This window comes from Streptomyces sp. NPDC034043, assembly GCF_055575675.1.
Map to the genome: position 1 here is coordinate 1 of NZ_JBVISF010000033.1, position 19,650 is coordinate 19,650.

General features: G+C 74.0%; 17 protein-coding genes and 1 pseudogene. 14 read left to right on the forward strand and 4 right to left on the reverse strand.

Going from position 1 to position 19,650, the window contains the following annotated elements; translation table 11 throughout:
• From ACZ51S_RS34170 to ACZ51S_RS34225, 12 genes and pseudogenes are all read left to right on the forward strand, one after another.
• A pseudogene (locus ACZ51S_RS34170) lies at nucleotides 1-1,148 on the forward strand (hypothetical protein); the annotation flags it as partial.
• Complete coding sequence (locus ACZ51S_RS34175) at nucleotides 1,145-1,897, forward strand: hypothetical protein (RefSeq protein ID WP_468963131.1); 753 nt, start codon at nucleotides 1,145-1,147, stop codon at nucleotides 1,895-1,897. The pseudogene ACZ51S_RS34170 and the gene ACZ51S_RS34175, both read left to right, overlap by 4 nt.
• A 28-nt stretch (nucleotides 1,898-1,925) precedes the next feature.
• The gene (locus tag ACZ51S_RS34180) at nucleotides 1,926-2,456 is read left to right on the forward strand and encodes a pentapeptide repeat-containing protein (protein ID WP_468804181.1); all 531 of its coding nucleotides are present in this window, start codon (nucleotides 1,926-1,928) and stop codon (nucleotides 2,454-2,456) included.
• 49 nt (nucleotides 2,457-2,505) lie between these two features.
• On the forward strand, nucleotides 2,506-3,495 hold the full coding sequence (locus tag ACZ51S_RS34185) for a hypothetical protein (protein ID WP_468963133.1): 990 nt from the start codon (nucleotides 2,506-2,508) through the stop codon (nucleotides 3,493-3,495).
• A gap of 2 nt (nucleotides 3,496-3,497) precedes the next feature.
• Nucleotides 3,498-3,650 carry a hypothetical protein gene (locus ACZ51S_RS34190; RefSeq protein ID WP_468963135.1) on the forward strand — a complete coding sequence of 51 codons (153 nt, stop codon included), beginning with the start codon at nucleotides 3,498-3,500 and terminating at the stop codon, nucleotides 3,648-3,650.
• Nucleotides 3,647-3,775, forward strand: coding sequence for a hypothetical protein (locus tag ACZ51S_RS34195; RefSeq protein ID WP_468479746.1), 129 nt, complete (start codon nucleotides 3,647-3,649; stop codon nucleotides 3,773-3,775). Before ACZ51S_RS34190 ends, ACZ51S_RS34195 begins: the two co-directional genes overlap by 4 nt.
• Before the next feature lie 82 nt (nucleotides 3,776-3,857).
• Nucleotides 3,858-4,505, forward strand: a complete 648-nt coding sequence (locus ACZ51S_RS34200; RefSeq protein ID WP_468804179.1) for a hypothetical protein — start codon at nucleotides 3,858-3,860, stop codon at nucleotides 4,503-4,505.
• A 186-nt stretch (nucleotides 4,506-4,691) separates the two neighbouring features.
• Nucleotides 4,692-4,874 (forward strand): hypothetical protein, encoded by a 183-nt coding sequence (locus ACZ51S_RS34205; RefSeq protein WP_468479756.1) that lies wholly within the window; start codon nucleotides 4,692-4,694, stop codon nucleotides 4,872-4,874.
• A 22-nt stretch (nucleotides 4,875-4,896) separates the two neighbouring features.
• Entirely contained in the window at nucleotides 4,897-6,237 is a 1,341-nt protein-coding gene (eccD, locus tag ACZ51S_RS34210; RefSeq protein WP_468479757.1) for a type VII secretion integral membrane protein EccD, read from the forward strand.
• Between the two features lie 25 nt (nucleotides 6,238-6,262).
• The gene (locus tag ACZ51S_RS34215; RefSeq protein ID WP_468963137.1) at nucleotides 6,263-7,669 is read left to right on the forward strand and encodes a hypothetical protein; all 1,407 of its coding nucleotides are present in this window, start codon (nucleotides 6,263-6,265) and stop codon (nucleotides 7,667-7,669) included.
• On the forward strand, nucleotides 7,666-11,676 hold the full coding sequence (eccCa, locus tag ACZ51S_RS34220) for a type VII secretion protein EccCa (RefSeq protein ID WP_468963139.1): 4,011 nt from the start codon (nucleotides 7,666-7,668) through the stop codon (nucleotides 11,674-11,676). Before ACZ51S_RS34215 ends, eccCa begins: the two co-directional genes overlap by 4 nt.
• A 4-nt stretch (nucleotides 11,677-11,680) precedes the next feature.
• On the forward strand, nucleotides 11,681-13,093 hold the full coding sequence (locus ACZ51S_RS34225; protein ID WP_468963141.1) for a DUF6177 family protein: 1,413 nt from the start codon (nucleotides 11,681-11,683) through the stop codon (nucleotides 13,091-13,093).
• Between the two features lie 34 nt (nucleotides 13,094-13,127).
• Here ACZ51S_RS34225 and ACZ51S_RS34230 read toward each other — a convergent pair whose 3' ends face one another.
• Nucleotides 13,128-13,802 carry a response regulator transcription factor gene (locus ACZ51S_RS34230; RefSeq protein ID WP_388944778.1) on the reverse strand — a complete coding sequence of 225 codons (675 nt, stop codon included), beginning with the start codon at nucleotides 13,800-13,802 and terminating at the stop codon, nucleotides 13,128-13,130.
• A 33-nt stretch (nucleotides 13,803-13,835) separates the two neighbouring features.
• Nucleotides 13,836-15,038 (reverse strand): sensor histidine kinase, encoded by a 1,203-nt coding sequence (locus ACZ51S_RS34235; protein WP_468479751.1) that lies wholly within the window; start codon nucleotides 15,036-15,038, stop codon nucleotides 13,836-13,838.
• 107 nt (nucleotides 15,039-15,145) lie between these two features.
• Between ACZ51S_RS34235 and ACZ51S_RS34240 the strand changes: the two genes are divergently transcribed.
• Entirely contained in the window at nucleotides 15,146-16,132 is a 987-nt protein-coding gene (locus tag ACZ51S_RS34240; RefSeq protein WP_468963142.1) for an SAM-dependent methyltransferase, read from the forward strand.
• Nucleotides 16,133-16,256: 124 nt separating this feature from the next.
• On the opposite strand, the gene ACZ51S_RS34245 is transcribed toward ACZ51S_RS34240, so the two are convergent.
• Together ACZ51S_RS34245 and ACZ51S_RS34250 are read right to left on the reverse strand one after the other, a co-directional pair.
• Complete coding sequence (locus ACZ51S_RS34245) at nucleotides 16,257-17,807, reverse strand: M28 family metallopeptidase (RefSeq protein ID WP_468479753.1); 1,551 nt, start codon at nucleotides 17,805-17,807, stop codon at nucleotides 16,257-16,259.
• A gap of 169 nt (nucleotides 17,808-17,976) precedes the next feature.
• On the reverse strand, nucleotides 17,977-19,101 hold the full coding sequence (locus tag ACZ51S_RS34250; protein ID WP_468963144.1) for a DUF5937 family protein: 1,125 nt from the start codon (nucleotides 19,099-19,101) through the stop codon (nucleotides 17,977-17,979).
• Nucleotides 19,102-19,327: 226 nt separating this feature from the next.
• Here ACZ51S_RS34250 and ACZ51S_RS34255 point away from each other — a divergent pair, with 226 nt between their 5' ends.
• Nucleotides 19,328-19,537, forward strand: coding sequence for a hypothetical protein (locus ACZ51S_RS34255; protein WP_468479754.1), 210 nt, complete (start codon nucleotides 19,328-19,330; stop codon nucleotides 19,535-19,537).
• Nucleotides 19,538-19,650: the final 113 nt, after the last annotated feature.

Genomic DNA, 19,650 nt, shown 5'->3' on the forward strand with positions numbered 1-19,650 from the left:
GCCTCCCCGACGACGCCCTCGGGCGCCCGCAGTACTTCGACAAGACGACGAACCAGCTGCTGGACCACAAGGGCCTGCCCAAGCAGGACCTCACCTCGGTCCCCAAGGGCCCCGACCACCCCCTGGCCGAAGTCCCCAAGCGCGAGGAAGTCCCCGTAGGCGTAGGCGCCCGCCCCACGGACGTCACCTCCCACACCCCTGGCGGGGTCACGACCCACACCCCGGGCGGGGTCACCACCCACACCCCGGGCGGCATCGCGGACAACACCCCGCACAACAGCCACACCGAACCCGGCGGCAACAGCGGCACAGGGGGCCACGGCAACACCGACACCACCCCCAGCACCGGCGGCCACACGGACACCCCGTCCACGGGCGGCCACGGCGACGGCCCCTCCACGGGCGGCGGCGGCCACGGCGACGGCCCGTCCATCCCGCACCAGGGCGGCGGCTCGGGCGGCGGCTCCCTCCCCGACGGTCCCGCGGGCGCCGGCGATGACGGGGTGCTGCCCGGCGGCTCCGAGCCCAGGCCGGACGGGGCGCGGTACATCGAGGAGCCCACCCCCGAGCACGTCCCGGCGGCCCGGTTCTACGACGGCGTCCGGGCCAACCCGGAGAGCCTGAACATCGGGGCGATTTCAGACAACACAGGCATCAGCCCTCAGGTGCTGGACCGTGTCCGCACCCACTTCTTCCTCACCCAGCACGTGGTGCCTGAGGGTCCCGGTCTTTCGCGCCACGGGTACTTCACACCGCGGAGCGACATCGCGGAGATCTGGGAAGCGGCGAGCCAGCGCACCCTCACGCCCGAGGAAGCGACCAAGTTCGAGCGCTACATCGGACACGAATACGTCGAGAGCCAGCTGATGGAGGCGGGTCTGCCCTATACCGTCGACGCACCGCACCTGTGGGATTCGTTCCAGAACGACGGCGGCCCGGTGGAGTACTACCGTGAATTCCCCCGGGACCCCCGTGACGCAGGCGCGCACGATCTCGCGGTGAACGAAGGAAGGGGCGGATTCGGACACTGGAGGGCGGTAGGGTTCGACGTTCCGAAGATCGAGCTGGCGTCCGATCTGTCCAACATCGACGAAGTGGTGGCGGCTCTGAAGGACGAGCTGCGCTCGAAGGGAATTGAGCTCAAGTGACCGATCGGACGGCGTCCGCCGTGCTCCACCGCCTGAGCGCGGTCGGGTGGATGAGCGACTGGGACTTCGCGTTCGGGCACGCCAAGTCGCGTCGAGTCCTGTTCCGTGAATACCTGCGCCGAGCGGCCCTGTGGTCGCAGGCGTATGCGGCGGAGGAGGCCTGGCCCTTCTTCGACGTGACCCCGTACGTGGACCCCGAATTCCGGCTCTCCGCCGAAATCGCTTCCGAGCTCGCGGAATTCCTGCCGCGGCTACCCAACGGGGAGGTGCGGAACACCTGCTCGGGAGCGGTCCGCCTGGCCGAGCTCTGTGCGCAGAACCCGGACGGGTTCTCGGGCCTGCCCGATCTGTACGAGCCGCTGGTCCTCTTCTACGAGCGGGGCGGGGAATTCGCCCGGGACAACTCCGGGGCCCTCGACCTGACGGGTGTGCGGTTCCGGCTCAGCGCCCTGACGGCCTACCTCGGCAATCCGCCCGTCACCCTGCTCGGTGACACCGTGCTCGACGCGCTCGATGCCGACGGCCAGGTCGCGCACTTCACGGCGGAGGACGGGCAGGGCCCCCTGCTGCGGCGCCGGGTGCTGAGGGACCAGCAGACGGACGAGGTCTTCGGCCGGGACCTGCGGTGGCAGCCGACGGACCTGATTCCCGGCTCCGAGACGGAGCTCAAGGAGGCGGGTCTGATCCAGCTCGAAGAGCTCAAGGCAGCCAAGCTCATCGGGGAGATCGTCGCCGCCGTCTCCCGGTGAAGCGACGACGGTGGGGGAGGTCGCCTTGATGGATGTCGCGGGGCTCGACCTCTCCATGAGCGACCTGTCCGGTGCGGACTTGGCGAACGGGCTCCTCACGGAGACGGTTCTGCGTGGAGCCCGCATGTCAGGCGCGGATCTGTACCGTGCGCACCTCGAAGGTGCCGTTCTCGACGAAGCCGATCTCGCCGGTGCCTCCCTGGTGAAGGCCGAGCTGGACCGTGCCTCGCTGCGCGGTGCCATGCTCGACGGTGCGGACTTCGGGAGCGTCGAGATGTACGACGTGGACGTACGGGCGGCTTCGTTCCGAGGGGCAGTGTTCCATGGCGCGTCGCTGGACGATGTGGATCTGCGCGGTGCCGATCTCAGCGATGCGTCGGTGTCGCAGACCTTCATGCAGGTTGTCTTCGACGATCGGACGGTGGTGGACGGCCTCATGGGCACGGTCTTCGGGCCGGCCGTCGTCGTGGACGCCGAAGGCCGACGGGAACTTTCCGGTGCCGACTTGGAGTCGTGGCTGAACGGCCGGGGCGCGAAGGTGCGGGTGCTGCCGTGTTGAGTGAGGTGCTGAGCGGGAGCCGGCCCGGTGGAGGACGCGTGGCGTTCCTGTGATCACGTCCGAACCCGTGGGGGAGTGGTTCTGGGAGCCCGCCCCCGTGCTCGATGCTGCCGCGAGCGGGGTGGCGAGGGCCCTCGGGCTGGTGGGGGACGTCAGGGGCGTCCTGGCTTCCCTCGGGCTGGTCGAGGGCGGCGGCACGGGCTCGGTCCTGCTCTGTGACCGGTCGGCCATGGCCCACCCGTTGGTCGAGCGGCGTGGCGTACCCGTCCCCGCCATGGCCGAAGCGACCGCTGCCGCGAACCCGTTGCCGGGCCGGCTGCTCACGCTGGGCCTCGTGCTGCCCGGCGAGTGGCGGGAGGCCGGGGTCCGGCGGCGGGCGGAGAGGCTGTTCACCGTACGGGTCGATGTGTGGGGCGAAGGCGCGGTGCTGCTCGCGCTGTCCACGTACGCCGACCCCTGGCTGACCCAGGACCTCCGGGAGCGGCCGCAGCCCGAGGTGGCCGCGGAGAACGCGCCCCGGCTCGCCGCCGCACTGGAACGGATCTCCGCGCTGGCATGCGCGGAGGTCGACCCGGGTGACGAGACCCGGCACGCCCGGCCCACGGCGGACGGGTTCGCCGACCTGCTGGCGGAAGGGGCGGCGTACGAGGACTCCTGGGGCACCTTCGAGGTCCCCGCGCGCTGGCAGCGGCTCATGCGGCTCCTCCCTGGCGGGTACGGGGAAGAGGACTACGAGGCCACCACCGACGGGCCCGTCCGGTACGCCGAAGTGCGGTGCGGGGAAGGGCTCCTCGGGTTCCTGTGGGCGTCCGCCGACGGCGCGGCCGGCTACGAGCCCCGCAGCGCGGCGGGGGACGCGGCCTTCGAGGCGGGCGCGCCCTGGCTGCTGCGGCTCCGGGCGGCCCGAGGGGGCGGAGACTCGGCGCTGGAGGCCCTGGACGGCTGCCTCGGCCGTACCGGGGCCGGGTCGGCGGTCGGCGCGGCCGTGCACGGGGCGGCGTCGCTGGACGCGCTCCAGGAGTTGTCGGGGAGGGGCTGAGGGTGACGGCGTCGCTGGTGCTGGCGCGGCTGAGGGCCGTGGACTGGGACATGCGGTGGGACCCGCCGGCCGAGCGGGCGGGGCTGGTCGCGATCGACCAGCTGGAGGCGGCCCGGCGGCTCGGAGGGATCGTGTCCGCCGCCACCGCCGGATGATCCGCGCGGACGAACTGGTCGCGCGGGTCACCGCGATCGACTGGCGGGTGAGGGAGGCCGACTTCGGGCAGGGCGCCGAGTGCGCCCGGCTGATGCGGGAGTACCTGCGGCGTGCGGCGCTCTGACCGAGAACGGGTTCGTGGACTTCGGCGAGTGCCGGGTGCGTCTGGCGACGTGGCAGGAGTACGCGCGGGAGGGGGACGGGCCGTGGGCGGGTTGATGCGGGCGCCGCTGGAGTGCGGGGCCTGGTACTGGGAGCTCGACGGGACCGGTGAGGCCGGTGTCGGGGCTGCGCTGCGGACGGCCGCCGCCATGGCCGGCGTACTGGAGCGGCACGGGTTGCTGGAGCCCGTGGCGCTGGAGTGGTTCTGGGTGTTCGGGGACGGTGACGCCCGGATCGGGCTGGAGGGCGTGCGGCTGGATGACGACCGCCTGCCGGGGCGGGTGGCGGCGCTGCGGCCAGCCGGGCAGGAGCGCGCCGAGCCGTCGTCCTTCCACGTGGTGGGCGACGGGGTCTGGTTCGACGCCGCCGGGCGGCGACGGCGGGAGCACCGGCTGGTCGAGCTGAGCGTGTGTCCCGACACCGTCATGGGGCTGTCGGCCGAGCTGGCCGTGCACCATGACGTGTGGGGGGCCTGTGACTTCCGGGGTGTTCCGCACCCCCGGGTGTACGCGTACAACGCACCGCGCCTCGCGGCCGCGTTGCGGGAGCTCGACGGGCTGCTCGGGGTCGAGGCGGAGCCGGGGGAGCCCACGTACTTCGGGACGGCGGTGGGCCACGGGCTCCGGGAGCCGGACATCATCGACGGGCTGGGGCCGGACCTCACCGACCTGTTGGAGCGGTGGAGCAGGTGAACGAGCGGCTCGAGGGGTTCGAGGGGTTCGAGGGGGGCCTGCGAGGCGCCGAAACCGGCGCCGCCGGTTTCGGCGTCGGGAGGGGGCGTACTAGCGTGCGGGGCGACAGGGAGAAGGGAGGCCGGGGTGGCGGCTGAGGATTACGACAGCCAGTTGCTGGAGTCCGTCGCGGTGCGGCGGCGCAGGATGCGCGATGCCGTGCTGTTCGGGGCGCAGCGCGGGCGGCGGGTGGCCGACGAGCGGATCGGGAAGGCCGTCGCCGGGCTGGTGATCGCGGCGGTGCTGTGCGCCGGCTGCGTCGGCTGGTCGTTCATCTCCCACCGCCTCATGGGCAAGACGGGGACACCAGGGCAGGTCAGTACTCGGTGATAGGTTCGAGCGCGTGGTGAGCATGGGGGCAATCAGCGGTACGGCCTTGAGCCGGGTCACCCTGGTGGGCGAGCGGCGGCGGATGGATCTCGTACTGCCCTCCCAGGAGCCGGTCGGGCGGCTTTTGCCCGACGTCATACGGATGCTGGACGACCGGGTGGCCGCGCAGCCGATGCTGCGTCACCTGGTCACGGCCGACGGGTCGGTGATCGAGCACGGGGTCTCCCTGGAGGAGGCCGGCGTGGCCGACGGGGCCGTGCTGCGGCTCGTACGGGTGCAGGACGTGCCGTCCGCGCCCGTGGTGCACGACGTCACCGACGAGGCCGCCGAGGACCTGGACGTACGGGCCTGGCGCTGGCGTCCCTCCGCGCGGCGGGTCACCGCCGGGGCCGGGATGGTGCTGTGGGCGCTGGTGGCGGGGTGGTTCGCCCGGCGGGAGTTCGCGCCGGGTGCCGTGGCGGGCGCACTGCTCGCGGCGGCCGCCGTCGCCGGGATCGTCGGGGCGCTGGCCGGGCGGCTGAAGCGGTCAGGGCTGGCGGCCGCGCTGCTGGCCGGCGCCGCCGCCGTCGGGGTGCTCGGGGCGTGGACCCTGGGCGACGCGCAGCACTGGGGCGCCATGGGCCGGCTCGCCGCCGTGGCCGGTGCGCTGGCCGTCGGGCTCGCGCTGCTGGGGTGGTTCACGTCGCTCGGGCGGGGCGGGCTGGTGGGCGCCGCCGCCGTGGTCGGTCTGACGGTGGCCTGGGAGGCCGTGGCCCTGTCGCAGGGGCAGGCGGGCGCCCGGACCGGGTCGGTGCTCGCCGTGTTCTCGGTGGTCCTGCTCGGGCTGCTGCCGCGTCTCGCGCTGGCGGCGGCCGGTCTGACCGGCCTGGACGACCAGCGGGCGCGCGGGGTTTCGGTCAGCCGGTACAAGGTCGCCACCGCCCTCGGTGCCACCCACCGGGGCATGGCGCTGGCCACCCTCGCCACCGCCGTCTCGGCGGGCGCGGCCGGGGTGCTCGCGCTGCGGGAACCCGACGTCTGGACGGTGTCCCTCGCCTCGGCGGTCGCCGTCGTGCTGTGGCTGCGCGCGCGGGCGTTCCCGCTCGTCGCGGAGGTGGTCGCGCTGCTGCTGGCCGGGGCCGCCGTCACCGTGGCGGCCCTGCTGGTGTGGGCCGGCCGGGCCGGCGCGGCCGGGCCGCTGGCGGTGCTGCTGGCGCTGGCCCTGGCGGCACTCGGCGTCCTCGCCGTGCAGCCGCCCGAGCACGTACGGGTCCGGCTGCGGCGGTTCGGGGACACCGCCGAGTCCATCGGCGTCATCGTGCTGTTCCCGCTGCTCATCGGGGTGTTCGGTGTGTACGGGCGGCTGCTCGGCACCTTCGCGTAAGGGTTGCTACTCAGACATGTCAGACATGAGCATGAACCAGCGTGACGGACACCTGCCCGATCCCGGTCCCGGACACGGCCACGGACACGGCCCCGGGCCCGCAGGCGGCACCGGCCACGGCCCCGCCGGCGCGCACGGCGACTGGCAGGCCGGAGCCGGCCCCGGCCCCGGACACGGCCCCGGGCCCGCAGGCGGCACCGGCCACGGCCCCGCCGGCGCGCACGGCGACTGGCAGGCCGGAGCCGGCCACGGCCCCGGGCCCGCAGGCGGCACCGGCCACGGCCACGCCCCCGCCGCCTCGCACGGCGACTGGCAGGCCGGAGTCCTCGGCGACCTGACGGGCGCCGGCCCCGCCGCGGCCGCGGGAACTCCCGCCGCCGCACCCCAGGGCCCGCTGCCGGTGCAGCCGCACGCCCCCCTCCCGCAGCAGCCGGCCCCCGCGCCGCCGCGGCAGGCGTACGCCCAGCAGCCCTACACCCCGCAGGCGCCGCAGGCCCGGGCCCCCGAGACCGTCCCGGTCCCCGGCTCCGAGGCCGCCGCCGGCCGGCCCCGCCACGGCGACCCCCTGATGCGCCGCACCCTGCGCACCCTGCGCGGAGTGCTCGGCTCCTCCGTCGCCAAGGCCGTCGCCGCCGAGACGGGACTCGCCACGCAGGTGCAGCAGCCCGTCACCACCGGACGCCAGATCGTCGTCACCAGCATCCGCGGCGGATCCGGCAAGACCACCGTCACCGCCCTCCTCAGCCGCACCTACAACCACTTCCGCCACGACCCGGTGCTCACCCTGGAGGCGGACGCCGCCCTCGGCACCCTGCCCGTGCGGCTCGGCGTCCAGTCCCTGCGCTGGACGTGCGCGGACCTCGCGCAGATCGTCCGCCCCTCCATGCAGCTCACCGACATCACCGGCTACCTCGTCCCGCTCGCCGACGGCGGCTGGCTGCTGCCCGGCAGCCAGGGCCGGATCGGCGCCCAGGTCGACGTCGCCACCTACCGGACCGTGATGGTCGCGCTGCGCCGCTACTTCGGGGTCACCGTCGTCGACTGCGAGACCCTCCCGGGCGAGGTGGCCCGTACCGCCCTCGACACCGCGCACGCCCGCGTGCTCACCGCCCCCGCCACCGCCGAGGGCCTGGTCTCCACCCACGCCGTGCTCGACTGGCTGGCCTCCCTGCCGGTGCCCGTGCTGCCCCGCACCGTCGTCGTGCTGACCGTGCAGTCCCCGCACCCCGCCGTCGACCTCGGCAAGGCCGCCGAGAAGCTGCGCGCGACCGGCGCGGGGGTCGTCGTACTGCCCTACGACCGCCACCTCGCCTCCGGCGGCGCCATCACCTCCGAACTCCTCGGCGCAGGCACCCGGGAGGCGGCCGTACGGCTCGCCGCCGAGGTGCTCCAGCGGGCCGTGGCCCTCCCGGCGTCGGGTGCCGCCCGGTGACCCAGCAGCTGATCCACCGGCCGGCCCGCGGCACCCTGCCGCCCGCCCCCGCGCACCCGCACGCCGTCGAGGCCCCGCCCAACCTGCCCGAGGGCAAGATCGGCAGCCCGGCGACCGCGCTGCTGCCCATGGCGGGCGTGATGGGCTCGGTCGTGATGATGACCGTCATCCGCAACAGCCAGTTCGCCGCCGTCGGCGCCATCGTGCTGGTCTTCGCCCTCGTCGGCGCCGTCGCCCTGTTCTGGTCCCAGCGCGGCAAGGCCCAGCGCACCCGCCGCGCCCAGCGCGAGCGCTACCTGGAGTACCTGGAGGAACAGCGCGAGGAACTCGGCGCCCGCGAGAAGGCGCTGCGTGACGAGGCGCGCCGCCTCAACCCGCCGCCGGAGGCCCTGTACGACCTGGTGCGCGACCCCGCGCGGCTGTGGGAGCGGCGCCGCACCGACCCCGACTTCCTGCGGCCGCGCCTGGGCACCGGCGCCGTCGCCGTCCAGGAGCTCAGCCTCGCGGCGGGCGCCGGGGGCGTGCTCACCCCGCCCGACCGGTTCATGCTCAACGAAGCGGGCGCCCTCATGGCCCGCTTCGGCCGGGCCAGCGACTTCCCGCTGACCGTCCCCCTCGACCGGGCCGGCAACGTCAGCATCGTCGGCGACCGCGAGGGCGTCCTGCGGGTCGCCCGCGCCCTGCTCACGCACACCGCCGTCCTGCACGCCCCGGACGACGTGGCCGTGGCCCTCGGCGTGCCCGGGGACCGGCTCGCGGACTGGGAGTGGGCCAAGTGGCTGCCCCACGTCCTCGACCAGCAGGAACACGACGGGCCCGTCGCCGCCCGCCGGATCGCCCCCAGCCTGCCCCAGCTCGCCGCCGGGGTCCTCGCCCCGGACCTGCGCCGCAGGGCGTCGTACGCGGCCGAGGTGCGCCGCGGCCTGTCCGACAAGCGCGCCCTGCGCCTGGCCGGCCGGCTCCTCGTCGTCAGCGACGAGTACGGGGAGAACGCCGTCGAACTGCCCCGCCCCGACACCGCGGTCGGCCTGGCGGACATGAACACCACCGTGCTGCACCTGCTCGCCGAGCAGGTCCACGAGCCCGACGAGGTGTCCGTACGGATCACCGTGGACGGCAGCCACGTCACCGTCCGGGACCTGCGCACCCCGCAGGCCCCCGCCGCCGAGGGCATCAGCGATGCCCTCGGCCCGGCCACCGCCGAGGGCCTGGCCCGCATGCTCGCCCCGCTGCGGCTGTCCGCCGAGTCCGTCGCCGAGGGCACCCCCGTCTCCGGGCCGGTCGACTTCATGGGCCTGCTCGGCATCTCCGACCCGGCCGCCCTCGACGTGGGCCGGATGTGGGCGCCGCGCGGGGAGCGGGACTTCCTGCGCGTGCCGATCGGCATCGACGACCGGCACGGCCCGGTGCTGCTGGACCTCAAGGAGTCCTCGCAGCTCGGCATGGGCCCGCACGGGCTGTGCGTCGGCGCGACCGGCTCCGGCAAGAGCGAGCTGCTCCGTACGCTCGTCCTCGCGCTGGTCGCCACCCACTCGCCCGAGGACCTCGCGATGGTCCTCGTCGACTACAAGGGCGGCGCCACCTTCGCCCCCTTCGAGAAGCTCCCGCACGTCGCCGGCGTCATCACCAACCTGGAGAACCAGGCCGGGCTCGTCGAACGCGTCCACACCAGCCTCGCCGGCGAGGTCAAGCGCCGCCAGCAGGTCCTCAAGGACGCCGGGAACGTCGCCGACATCGGCCACTACGCGGTGCTGCGCGCCGAGAAGCCCGAACTGGAGCCGCTGCCGCACCTGTTCGTCGTCATCGACGAGTTCGGCGAACTCCTCACCGCCAAGCCCGACTTCATCGACCTGTTCCTGTCCATCGGCCGCATCGGCCGCTCCATCGGCGTGCACCTGCTGCTGTCCAGCCAGCGCATCGAGGGCGGCAAGCTCAAGGGCCTGGACACCTACCTGTCCTACCGGCTCGGTCTGCGCACCTTCTCCGCCGACGAGTCGCGCACCGTCCTCGACACCACCGACGCCTTCCAGCTGCCCCCGCTGCCCGGGTTCGGCTACCTCAAGGTGGACACCTCCACCTACACGCGCTTCAAGGCCGGGTACGTCTCCGGCCGCTACCGGGGCCCGGCCGCCGAGCGCGAAGGCGGCGAGAGCGGACCGCTCGCCCTGCCCTACCCCACCTTCAACACCCTCCAGGACAGCGCCGGTCCGGCCGAGGACACCGAGGAGAAGCCCACCGCCACCGCCCGCGAGACCGGGCCCAGCGTGCTCTCCGTCATCGTCGACCAGCTCGCCGGCGCCGCCCCGCCCGTACGCCGTATCTGGCTGCCGCCGCTGCCCGACGCGGTGCCCCTCGACGCCGCCGCCGGACCGCTGTCCGTCACCGAGCGCGGCCTCCAGCTGGGCACCGCCCGGCGGGTCCCGCTCAAGGTGCCGCTCGGCGTCCTCGACGACCCGGCGCGTCAGTGGCGCGGCCCCTGGGAGCTCGACCTGACCGTCGCCGGCGGGCACACCGCCGTCACCGGCGGCCCCCAGTCCGGCAAGACCACCCTGCTGCGCACCCTGGCCCTCTCGCTGGCGCTGACCCACACCCCGCAGGAGGTCGCCGTCTACGGCCTCGACCTCGCCGGGGGCGGCCTCGCCGCGCTCGCCGGGCTCCCGCATGTCGGCGGGATCGCCGGACGCGCCGACCGCGAACGGGCCGCCCGTACGGTCGCCGAGGTACGGGCCATGCTCGCCACCCGCGAGGCCCTCTTCCGCGAGCACTCCATCGACTCCGTCGACCAGCTGCGCCGGCTGCGCTCCCAGGGCCGGCTCACCGAGCTCGCCTCCACCGACATCGTGCTGCTCGTCGACGGGTACGGGGCCCTGCGCGAGGAGTTCTCGGAGCTCGACGACGCCGTCACCGACCTGCTCAAGCGGGGCGGCGGCTACGGCATCCACGTCGTCGCGGGCATGCTCCGCTGGAACGACGTGCGCATCGCCAACCAGTCCCTCTTCGGCGGCCGGGTCGAGCTGCGCCTGGGCGACCCCTCCGACTCGGCCATCGACCGCAAGCTGTCCGAGACGATCTCCCCGGACACCCCGGGCCGGGTCCTCACCGACGGCAAGCTCTTCGCGCAGACGGCCCTGCCGCGCATCGACTCCCAGGCCGGCAACACCGACCTGGCGGCCGCCCTGGAGGAGGCCGCGGGCACCGTCCGCGCCACCTGGCACGGCGAACTGGCCTCGCCGGTACGGGTGCTGCCCGCGCGGCTGCCGGCCGACCGGCTGCCCACCGTCGACGAGGAGCCGTACCGGATCCCCGTCGGCGTGGACCAGGACGTCCTCGCCCCGGTGCTGCTGGACCTCTTCGGCCAGGACCAGCACCTGCTGATCCTGGGTGACAACGAGTGCGGCAAGACCAACCTGCTCGCCCTGGTCGCCCGCCAGCTCATCGCCCGCTACGGCGAGGAGGAACTGGTCTTCGCCGTCTACGACCCCCGGCGCGGGCTGCGCGGCGTCGTCCCCGAGCCCTACCGGGGCGGGTACGCGCACAACGCGAAGATCGCCGCCGCCCTGTCGGCGGGGATCGCCAAGGAGCTCGACAAGCGGCTCCCGGACGACGGCATCGACCCGGACGCCGAGCCGGGCGAGGGCCCGGGCTTCGCCGGACCGCGCATCGTGGTCCTCGTCGACGACTACGACATCCTCACCACCGCCGGGCAGCAGCCGCTCCAGGCGTTCGTCCCCTACCTGCCCTCCGCCCAGGACATCGGCCTGCACTTCGTGATCGCCCGGCGCGTCGCCGGCTCCTCGAGGGCCCTGTACGAGCCGCTGATGACCACCCTGCGCGAGTCCGGCACGACGGCCCTCGTGATGAACGGCGAACGCTCCGAGGGGCAGCTGTTCCCGCAGCTGTACGCGAGCGCCCAGCCGCCCGGCCGCGGCACGCTGGTCCGGCGCGGCCGCCCGCACCAGATCGTGCAGACCGCCCTCGCCGACTCCCCGAAACAGGAAGCACCCTGACACCGTGACCAAGGACGTCATCGCCCTCACCGCCAAGATGCCCGACACCACCGCGCTGATGGTGGCCCTGACGGCGGGCGGCGCGGACCTCGACGCCCAGGCCGTCGGGGACGGTGCCGTCATCCAGCTGCTGGGCGCGGGCGGCCGGCCGCTGGTCTCGGTCGAGGCGCCCGTGCTCGTGCAGGTGCCCGGCGAGGTGGAACGGCTCCTCGGGACGCCCTCGCCCACCCCGGTCTGGTGGACGGAGACCCGCGCCTCCACCGCCGTGCCCGAGGCGGCCCCCCTCGCCGGGGCCGTCGCCGGACGCCTAGCCGAGGTGCTCGGCGGCGCCGTCTGGCCCGAGGGCGCAGGGCACGTGGCCGTGGTGCCGGTGACCTCCGAGGCCTCGGCGGCGCCCGCGCCCGTCGGAGCGCTGCCGACCGTGGACGTGGTCACCGAATCCACCGCGGTGGTGCTCGCGGACCGCCCGGTGATCGGGCTGACGGCCTGGCTGTCGGACGTCCTGCGGACCACCGCCGGCTTCGGCGCGGCCCTGCACATCGTCACCCCGGACCACTGCCGGCTCAGCCTGCCGCTGCGCACCGCGCTGACCGGGGCGCCGAACCGCTGGGTGGTCCAGGACCCCGAGTGCGGGTACTACGACGGCCTGTCCGGCGCGGTGCTGAGCTGGCAGGACGGCACCTTCGCCCCGGTCCGCGACGAGGCGGGCCGGCCGCGGGCCGCCGCCGCGTTCGGGCGGGCCGGGGCGTCGGGCGAGCGCCGGCTGACCGTGCAGTTCCGTACGGAGCACCCCGCCGAGGAGGGGCTGCTGGTGGGCCGCTCGCTGGAGGCCGCCTGGCGCACCCTGACCGGGGAGCCGCCCGCGGGCTGGGGCACCGCCGAGCCGGTGAACCTGCCGTGGTCCCCGCGCCAGCTCACCGACCTGGCCCGGGGCCGGGCGCCCGAACCGACCCTGGTCACCGCCGTCGGATCGCCGGGGCGGCCCGCGCTGGCCACCGTACGCGTGACCCGTACGGCCGCCGGGGTCGAGGAGGACATCACGCTGTCCCTCGGGTACGGGCCCGCCGAGGAGGTGCCGCTGGCGGCGCTCGAGGCGCTGGCGGAGGAACTGGTGTCCGGGCACGGCCTGATCAGCATGCTGGCCTCCCTCGGCCCCGGGCGGCGGGACCTGAGCCTGACCTCGCGTGCCCTCGCGCCGGCGGTGCCGGTGTCGTTCACCCTCGGCGGGGCCGGGGTGGCCGAGGCGACGCTGACCCGGGCGCGGCGGCCCCCGCTGGAGGTCAGGCCCGTCCAGGTGGGCCCGCAGCGCAGGCCCGGGCTGCACTACCCGCTGGGCGACGGCGGCGACCCGGCGGCGTGGGAGTCCCTGTCCACGCTGCTGGGCCACCTCCGTGCGGCGGTACCGCCGCTCCCGTAGGCGGGGCGGCGGCCGGACGCGGGGGCGGGGCGGGTCAGCCCGCGCCGCCGCCGGCGCGCACCAGACCCGTCTCGTAGGCCAGCACCACCACCTGGACCCGGTCGCGCAGGTTCAGCTTCGTCAGGATGCGGCCCACGTGCGTCTTGACCGTCGCCTCCGACAGCACCAGCCGGGCCGCGATCTCCCCGTTCGACAGGCCCTGCGCCACCAGCAGCATGACCTCGCGTTCGCGGTCCGTCAGCCGCTCGATCTCCTTGTTCTCCGGCTCGGCCGTCGTGCTCGGCAGCATCGGCGCGAACCGGTCCAGCAGGCGGCGCGTCGTCGAGGGGGCCACCACCGCGTCCCCGCTGTGCACCGACCGGATCGCGGCCAGCAGCTCGGCCGGGGGCACGTCCTTCAGCATGAAGCCGCTCGCGCCCGCCTTGAGGCCCGAGAAGGCGTACTCGTCCAGGTCGAAGGTGGTCAGGATGATCACCTTGGGGTGTTCCTCCGGCTCGCAGATGCGCCGCGTCGCCTCCACCCCGTCGAGCTTGGGCATGCGCACGTCCATCAGCACCACGTCGACCGCCGTGGCCCGCAGCACCTCCAGCGCCTCCAGGCCGTTGCCCGCCTCCGCGACGACCTCCATGTCGGGCTGGGCGGCCAGCACCATGCGGAAGCCGGTGCGCAGCAGCACCTGGTCGTCGACCAGCATCACTCGGATGGACATGCGTGACTACCTCAACCTCTTCTTGAGCGGGGGCTAACTCTTCTTGAGCGGGAGCAGGGCACTGATCCGGAAACCACCGCCGGGACGCGGACCCGCGTCCAGGGTTCCCCCGACCATACCGATGCGCTCCCGCATGCCGATCAGACCGTGTCCGGCGCCGTCCGCGCCGCCGTCCTCGTACAGTTCGTGCGCGGCGCCCCGCCCGTCGTCCTCGACGAGCAGGCCCAGCCCGTCGTCGAAGTAGACCAGCCGCACGGTCGCCTTCGCGTCGGGGCCCCCGTGCTTGCGCGTGTTCGTCAGCGCCTCCTGCACGATCCGGTACGCCGTCAGCTCCACGCCGCTCGGCAGCTTGCGGGGTGCGCCCTCCACCTCGAAGCCGACCGTCAGCCCGGCCGCCCGCACCTGCTCGACCAGCACCTCGATCTGCTCCACGTCGGGCTGCGGGACGTAGTCCTCGGACTCCTGCGGCTCGCCCGTGCGCAGGACGCCCAGCAGCCGGCGCATCTCGGCCAGTGCCTGGCGGCCCGTGCCGGAGATGGTCTGGAGGGCCTCCTTGGCCTGGTCGGGGGCCACGTCCATGACGTACGCGGCCCCGTCGGCCTGCACCACCATCACCGACACGTTGTGCGCGACGACGTCGTGCAGTTCGCGGGCGATCCGGGCGCGCTCGGCGGCCACCGCCACCTTGGCCTGGGCCTCGCGCTCCTTCTCCAGCCGCTGGTTGCGCTCCACGAGCTGGGCGTAATAGGCGCGGCGGGTGCGCAGCGAGTCGCCCGTCACCCAGGCCAGGGCGAAGGGCACCATCATGAACAGGGCGAAGAGGATCTCCTCCACGGTACCGGCGCTCTTGTCGATGCCGAAGCGCAGGAAGTACAGCGGTGAGGCCAGCAGTCCGCAGGCCAGGGCGGTGCGCGACACCCAGCGCGGGACGTCGGCGGCCGCCACCGTGTACAGGACGACGAGTATGGCGACGTCGCAGAACTGCATCTCCTGGCCGATGGCCAGCTGGTAGAGGCCCGCGCCCACCGTCAGCCAGAACATCGCCACGGTCCACTTGCGGCGCAGGGCGAGGGCGGCGGTCAGCGCGGCGACGACGGGGACGGTGGCCAGCCGCAGGGCGGTGCTCTGCCCCTCGGCCCCGGCCACGTTCATCATCGACATCCCGAAGAAGAGGACAGCCCAGAAGCTGTCGACGCCCGTCGGGTGTCTGCGGATGAAGTCGTAGAGGCGCTGCACGTAACCCAGAGTAGGGAAAGGAGATAGGTGCTGGAGTCAACCACAGGTGCGATCCCTGCGACAGGGGCGTACTCCGCAAGGTGGAGGGTCGGCTTAACCTGTGAGGGATGAGCGCTCAGGGTGGGGTCAGGGGGCCGGTCCGGTGGCGGGCCGCGATGGAGGCCGCGCTGTACGGGCCGGAGGGTTTCTACGTCCGTCCGGGCGGGCCGGGGCCCGCGGGGCACTTCCGGACCTCCGTGCACGCCTCCGCCCTGTACGCGGGGGCCGTGGCCCGGCTGCTGGTGTGGGTGGACGGGGAGCTGGGCCGGCCGGAGCGGCTCGACCTGGTCGACATGGGGGCCGGGCGGGGGGAGCTGCTGGCCGGGGTCCTCGCCGCGCTGCCGCCGGAGACGGCGGCGCGGGTGCGCCCGTACGCGGTGGAGCGCGCGGCGGAGCCCGGGGGGCTGGACCCCCGCATCCGCTGGGTCGCCGAGCCCCCGGAGGGGACCACCGGGCTGCTGTTCGCCAACGAATGGCTGGACAACGTACCGCTGGAGATCGCCGAGGGCGGCCGCTACGTCCTGGTCGCCCCCGACGGTACGGAGACCCCCGGCGGGCCCCTCGACGACGCCGACCGGCTCTGGCTGGAGCGCTGGTGGCCCGGGGCGGCCGGACCGGACGGCGGCCGGGCGGAGATCGGCCGGGCCCGCGACGAGGCCTGGGCGGCGGCGGTCGCCACCCTGGACCGGGGCCTGGCCGTGGCCGTGGACTACGCCCACACCCGCGACGCCCGCCCCCCGTACGGGACGCTCACCGGCTTCCGCGCGGGCCGCGAGACCGCCCCCGTCCCGGACGGCGGCCGCGACGTCACCGCGCACGTCGCGCTCGACGCCTGCGCGGGACCGGGCGCGGCCCTGCTCACCCAGCGCGAAGCCCTGACCGCGCTCGGGGTCAGCGGCGGCCGTCCACCGCTGGCCCTGGCCTCCACCGACCCGGCGGGCTACGTCCGCGCCCTGTCGGCGGCGGGCGAGGCGGCGGAGCTCACCGCGCGCGGGGGCCTCGGAGACTTCGGCTGGCTGGTCCAGCCGGTCTGCATCGGCCCCTGGCCGCGGTAGCGGGGCCGGGGCACGGCGGTCGCGGGGCACGGCCGAGGGGCCGGGCGTCGCGGGCACGGCCGAGGGGCCGGGGTTCCTGGCGGAACCCCGGCCCCTCGTGAAATTACGGCTGTTCCTGCTGTTCCTACTGCTCGACGTCGTGGTCGTGGCCCGGGCGCAGACCGCCGCCGTTGCCGGAGCCGGTGGACGGCTGCGAGACGACCGGCTGCGTCAGCGGGGCCAGGTCCCAGGCGTAGTGGCCCACCGCGTTCGCGATGACGTCGACGTTGATGTCGAGCGCCTTCTGGTCGATGTTGGTGATGTCGTCACCCTTGCCGTGGTAGTTCGGGTCGTAGGCGATACCCGCCGTACCGCCGAACTTCGCGGCCTGCTCCGGGGTCTTGATGCCCTCGGCGCCGGTGTCCGTACCGCCCGACGGGATGCCGGCCTCGATGAACGGGCCGTAGTCCGAGCGGCCGGTGAAGTCACTGCCCTCGTGCGGGATGTTCTGCGCGTCGAGGAAGTCGGTGATCTGCCGCTCCAGCTGCGCCGAACCCTCCGGGCCGGGGCCCGAGCCGACCTTGTCGGAGTCGTCGCCGTCGTAGACGAAGTACGCGGCGTTCGGCGAGGCGATCATGTCGAAGTTGAGGTAGAGCTTGATCTGCTTCTTCTGCTCCGGCGTCAGCGAGGCCACGTAGGCCTCGGAGCCGAGCAGGCCGAACTCCTCCGCCGACCACCAGGCGAACTTGACCTTGTTCTTGATCTTCGACTGGCTGCTCGCGAGGCGCTGCGCGACCTGGAGGATGCCCGCCGAGCCGGAGCCGTTGTCGTTGATGCCGGGACCGGCCGCGACCGAGTCCAGGTGCGCGCCGAGGAAGACGGTGTTGTTCTCGTCCCCGCCCCGGGTCTCCGCGACGACGTTGTACGTCTTGCGGTTCTCGCGCAGCTCGCGGATGTCCAGGGTGACCGAGACCGGCCCGGCGGCCGCCTCGGCGGCGAGCTTCTCGCCCTCCTCCTGGCTGATCCCGCCCGTGGGGACCTTGCCGGCGTTCGCGTCGCCGAGGGTGCCGTTGAGGGCGCCCGCGGTGTTGTTGTAGATGATCGCGCCGACCGCGCCGGCCGCGGCCGCGTTCGCCTGCTTCGCCGCGAAGGTGCAGCCGCCGCGCTTGACCAGGGCGATCTTGCCGGTGAAGGCGCCGGCCGCGAAGTCGGAGGCCTCGCAGCCGTTGGTGCCGTCGGCGTCGACGGGGGCGACGGCGACGGGAGCGGTGATGCCGCCCTCCGGGCCGCTGGCGGTGTACGTCATCAGCTTGAGCGGGACGTCGCGGCCGTTCGCGCCGTTGACCTTCAGCTTCTCGGAGAGCGTCTCGACGTACACGAAGTCGAACTCGTGGCGCGAGACCTCGTAACCGGCGCCCTTCAGCACGGCTTCGACGTACTGGGCGGACTGGACGTGCCCCTTGGAGCCGGCCACGCGGGTGCCGCCGTTGTAGTCGGCGATCGACTGGAAGACCTTCAGGTGGTTGTTGGCCCCCTTGCCCGTCGAGTCCTTGACCAGCTTCCTGGCCAGCGCGTCACCCCGGGCGGCATCGCTCTGCGGGCTCGTCGCACCGGCCGGGCCGGCGAGGAGCAGAGGGGAGACGAGGGCAGCGGCCGCGAGGGCCGCGGTCGCTGTGGCTATACGGCGAGAGGGCATGAAGGTCCTTTCACTGCGGAAGAGCCTGTGGGGGAGTGGTGGACGCACGTTAGACACCAAGAGGCGCCCGTCGCCAGAGTTTTCACTGCTTCCGGTTTGTGAAATCCGGATATCGGCGTCTCTGGAAAGGGTGAAATCCGGCCACTGTCCGATGCCCGGGCGGATCGGCTCAGCGCAGGACGCCCTCGATGAAATCGGAACCTATTCGGGCGACCACGGACAGATCCAACTGGTGCTGGACGTAACGCCCCTGGCGTCTGGTCTGCATCAGCCCGGCCTTCTTCAGCACGGCCAGGTGCCGGGACACCTCCGGCGCGGATATCCCGTAGACGCGCGCCAGCTCACTGGTCGTGTACGGGGCCCGCGCCAGACTCCGGCACAGCCGCATCCGCATGGGGTGCGCCAGGGCCTCCATCCGCCGCTGGAGCAGCTCCACCGAGCCCGGCGCGGAGGCCAGTTCCGGCGAGTCCAGCGGATAGTGCACCACCGGCCGCCAGCCCGGCGCGTGCAGCACCAGCAGGTGCGGCCAGCCGAAGTTCGTCGGTACGAAGACCAGCCCCGCCCCGATCCGCGGATCGGTCGCGGTGGCCTGCCCGTTGACCATCTTGTCGGCTGTGATCGTCGTCAGGCCCTCGTCCACGCTCAGCGCCGCCGACACCTCCCGCAGCGCCGCCGGCAGCCCCTTGCGGCGCAGCACCTCCGCCTTGTGCCGGGCGTCCGCGGTCTGCCGGGGCTCCACCCGCCGCCAGGTCTGCGCGAAGAACGCCTCGTCGCAGTCCTCCAGCAGCCGCCGCATCCACACCCGCACCCCCGCCGGGTCGTCCAGCAGCCGGACCGAGAACTCCAGCTGCCGCGGCCCGCGCGCGGCCGCCGTCTCCAGGGCCTTCACCCGCGCGGCCCCGTCCTTGAGCGGATGCGGCCCGCCGCCCTCGTTGTAGAGCGCCAGCCAGCAGTGCTCCAGCGCCGCCATCACGAACCGCTCGTCGTCCATCCGGTCGAGCACGTCCAGCTCCTCGGCCAGTGTCGGCGCGGGCAGACCGGTACCGCCCGGGATCCCGGCGAACGCCATGAAGATGTCGGAGAAGGAGCTGTTCCACAGGAATTCGGCCTCGAGGAGCCGGTCCGCCAGGCAGGGGTCGAGCGAGGCTGTGGTGGACCTGGCCCACGACTGGAGCCCCGGGTGATGGGCCGGCTGCGAGAGCGCGTGCAGGGCCATGCAGAGCTCGGCGAGCGGTGACGGCGCGAAGCCGATCCGCTCCTCGGGGAGCCCGGCGATGTCGATGGTGACGCTCATCGCCCCATTTTCTCCTTCCCCGCGCACCCCGCACCGCCCGGCCCCGGCGGCCCTCCCGGGCTCGGGGGCGGGGGCCGGGCGGGAGCGCGCGGGGCTGCGGGCGTCCGTGCGTCCGTACGAGGGTTCACGAGGCGCCCGCGGGGGCGTCGCCGCAGGTGGGAGGCATCGATTGACGGGGAGCGTCAATCGGCGAGCGCTCTGCGCCCAAGGGGGTGAGGGTGGATCCATGACAGCGATCGAGCAGTACCTCGTGGACACCTACCGCGCGACCCAGCACGGCACTCCGATGCCCCCGCCCCTGGGCCGCCACGACCTCGCCGCCCTGCGCGCCATCCGCACCGAAGCCCAGTTCAACGCCGTCCTGGCCGGCCGCCCGGCCACCCACCCCTGGCTCCATGCCCTGACCGGCCTGCTCCGTGGGGGGAGGGTGTGCTGAGGGGGGGTGGGGGTGGCGGGGGGGCGGGGTGCTGGTGGGGCGGGGTCAGGGCTGGTTTGGGGGTTTCCCGTCAGTCCCATCGTCCTTCCGGTTCGTGCCGGTCCCTCAAGGGC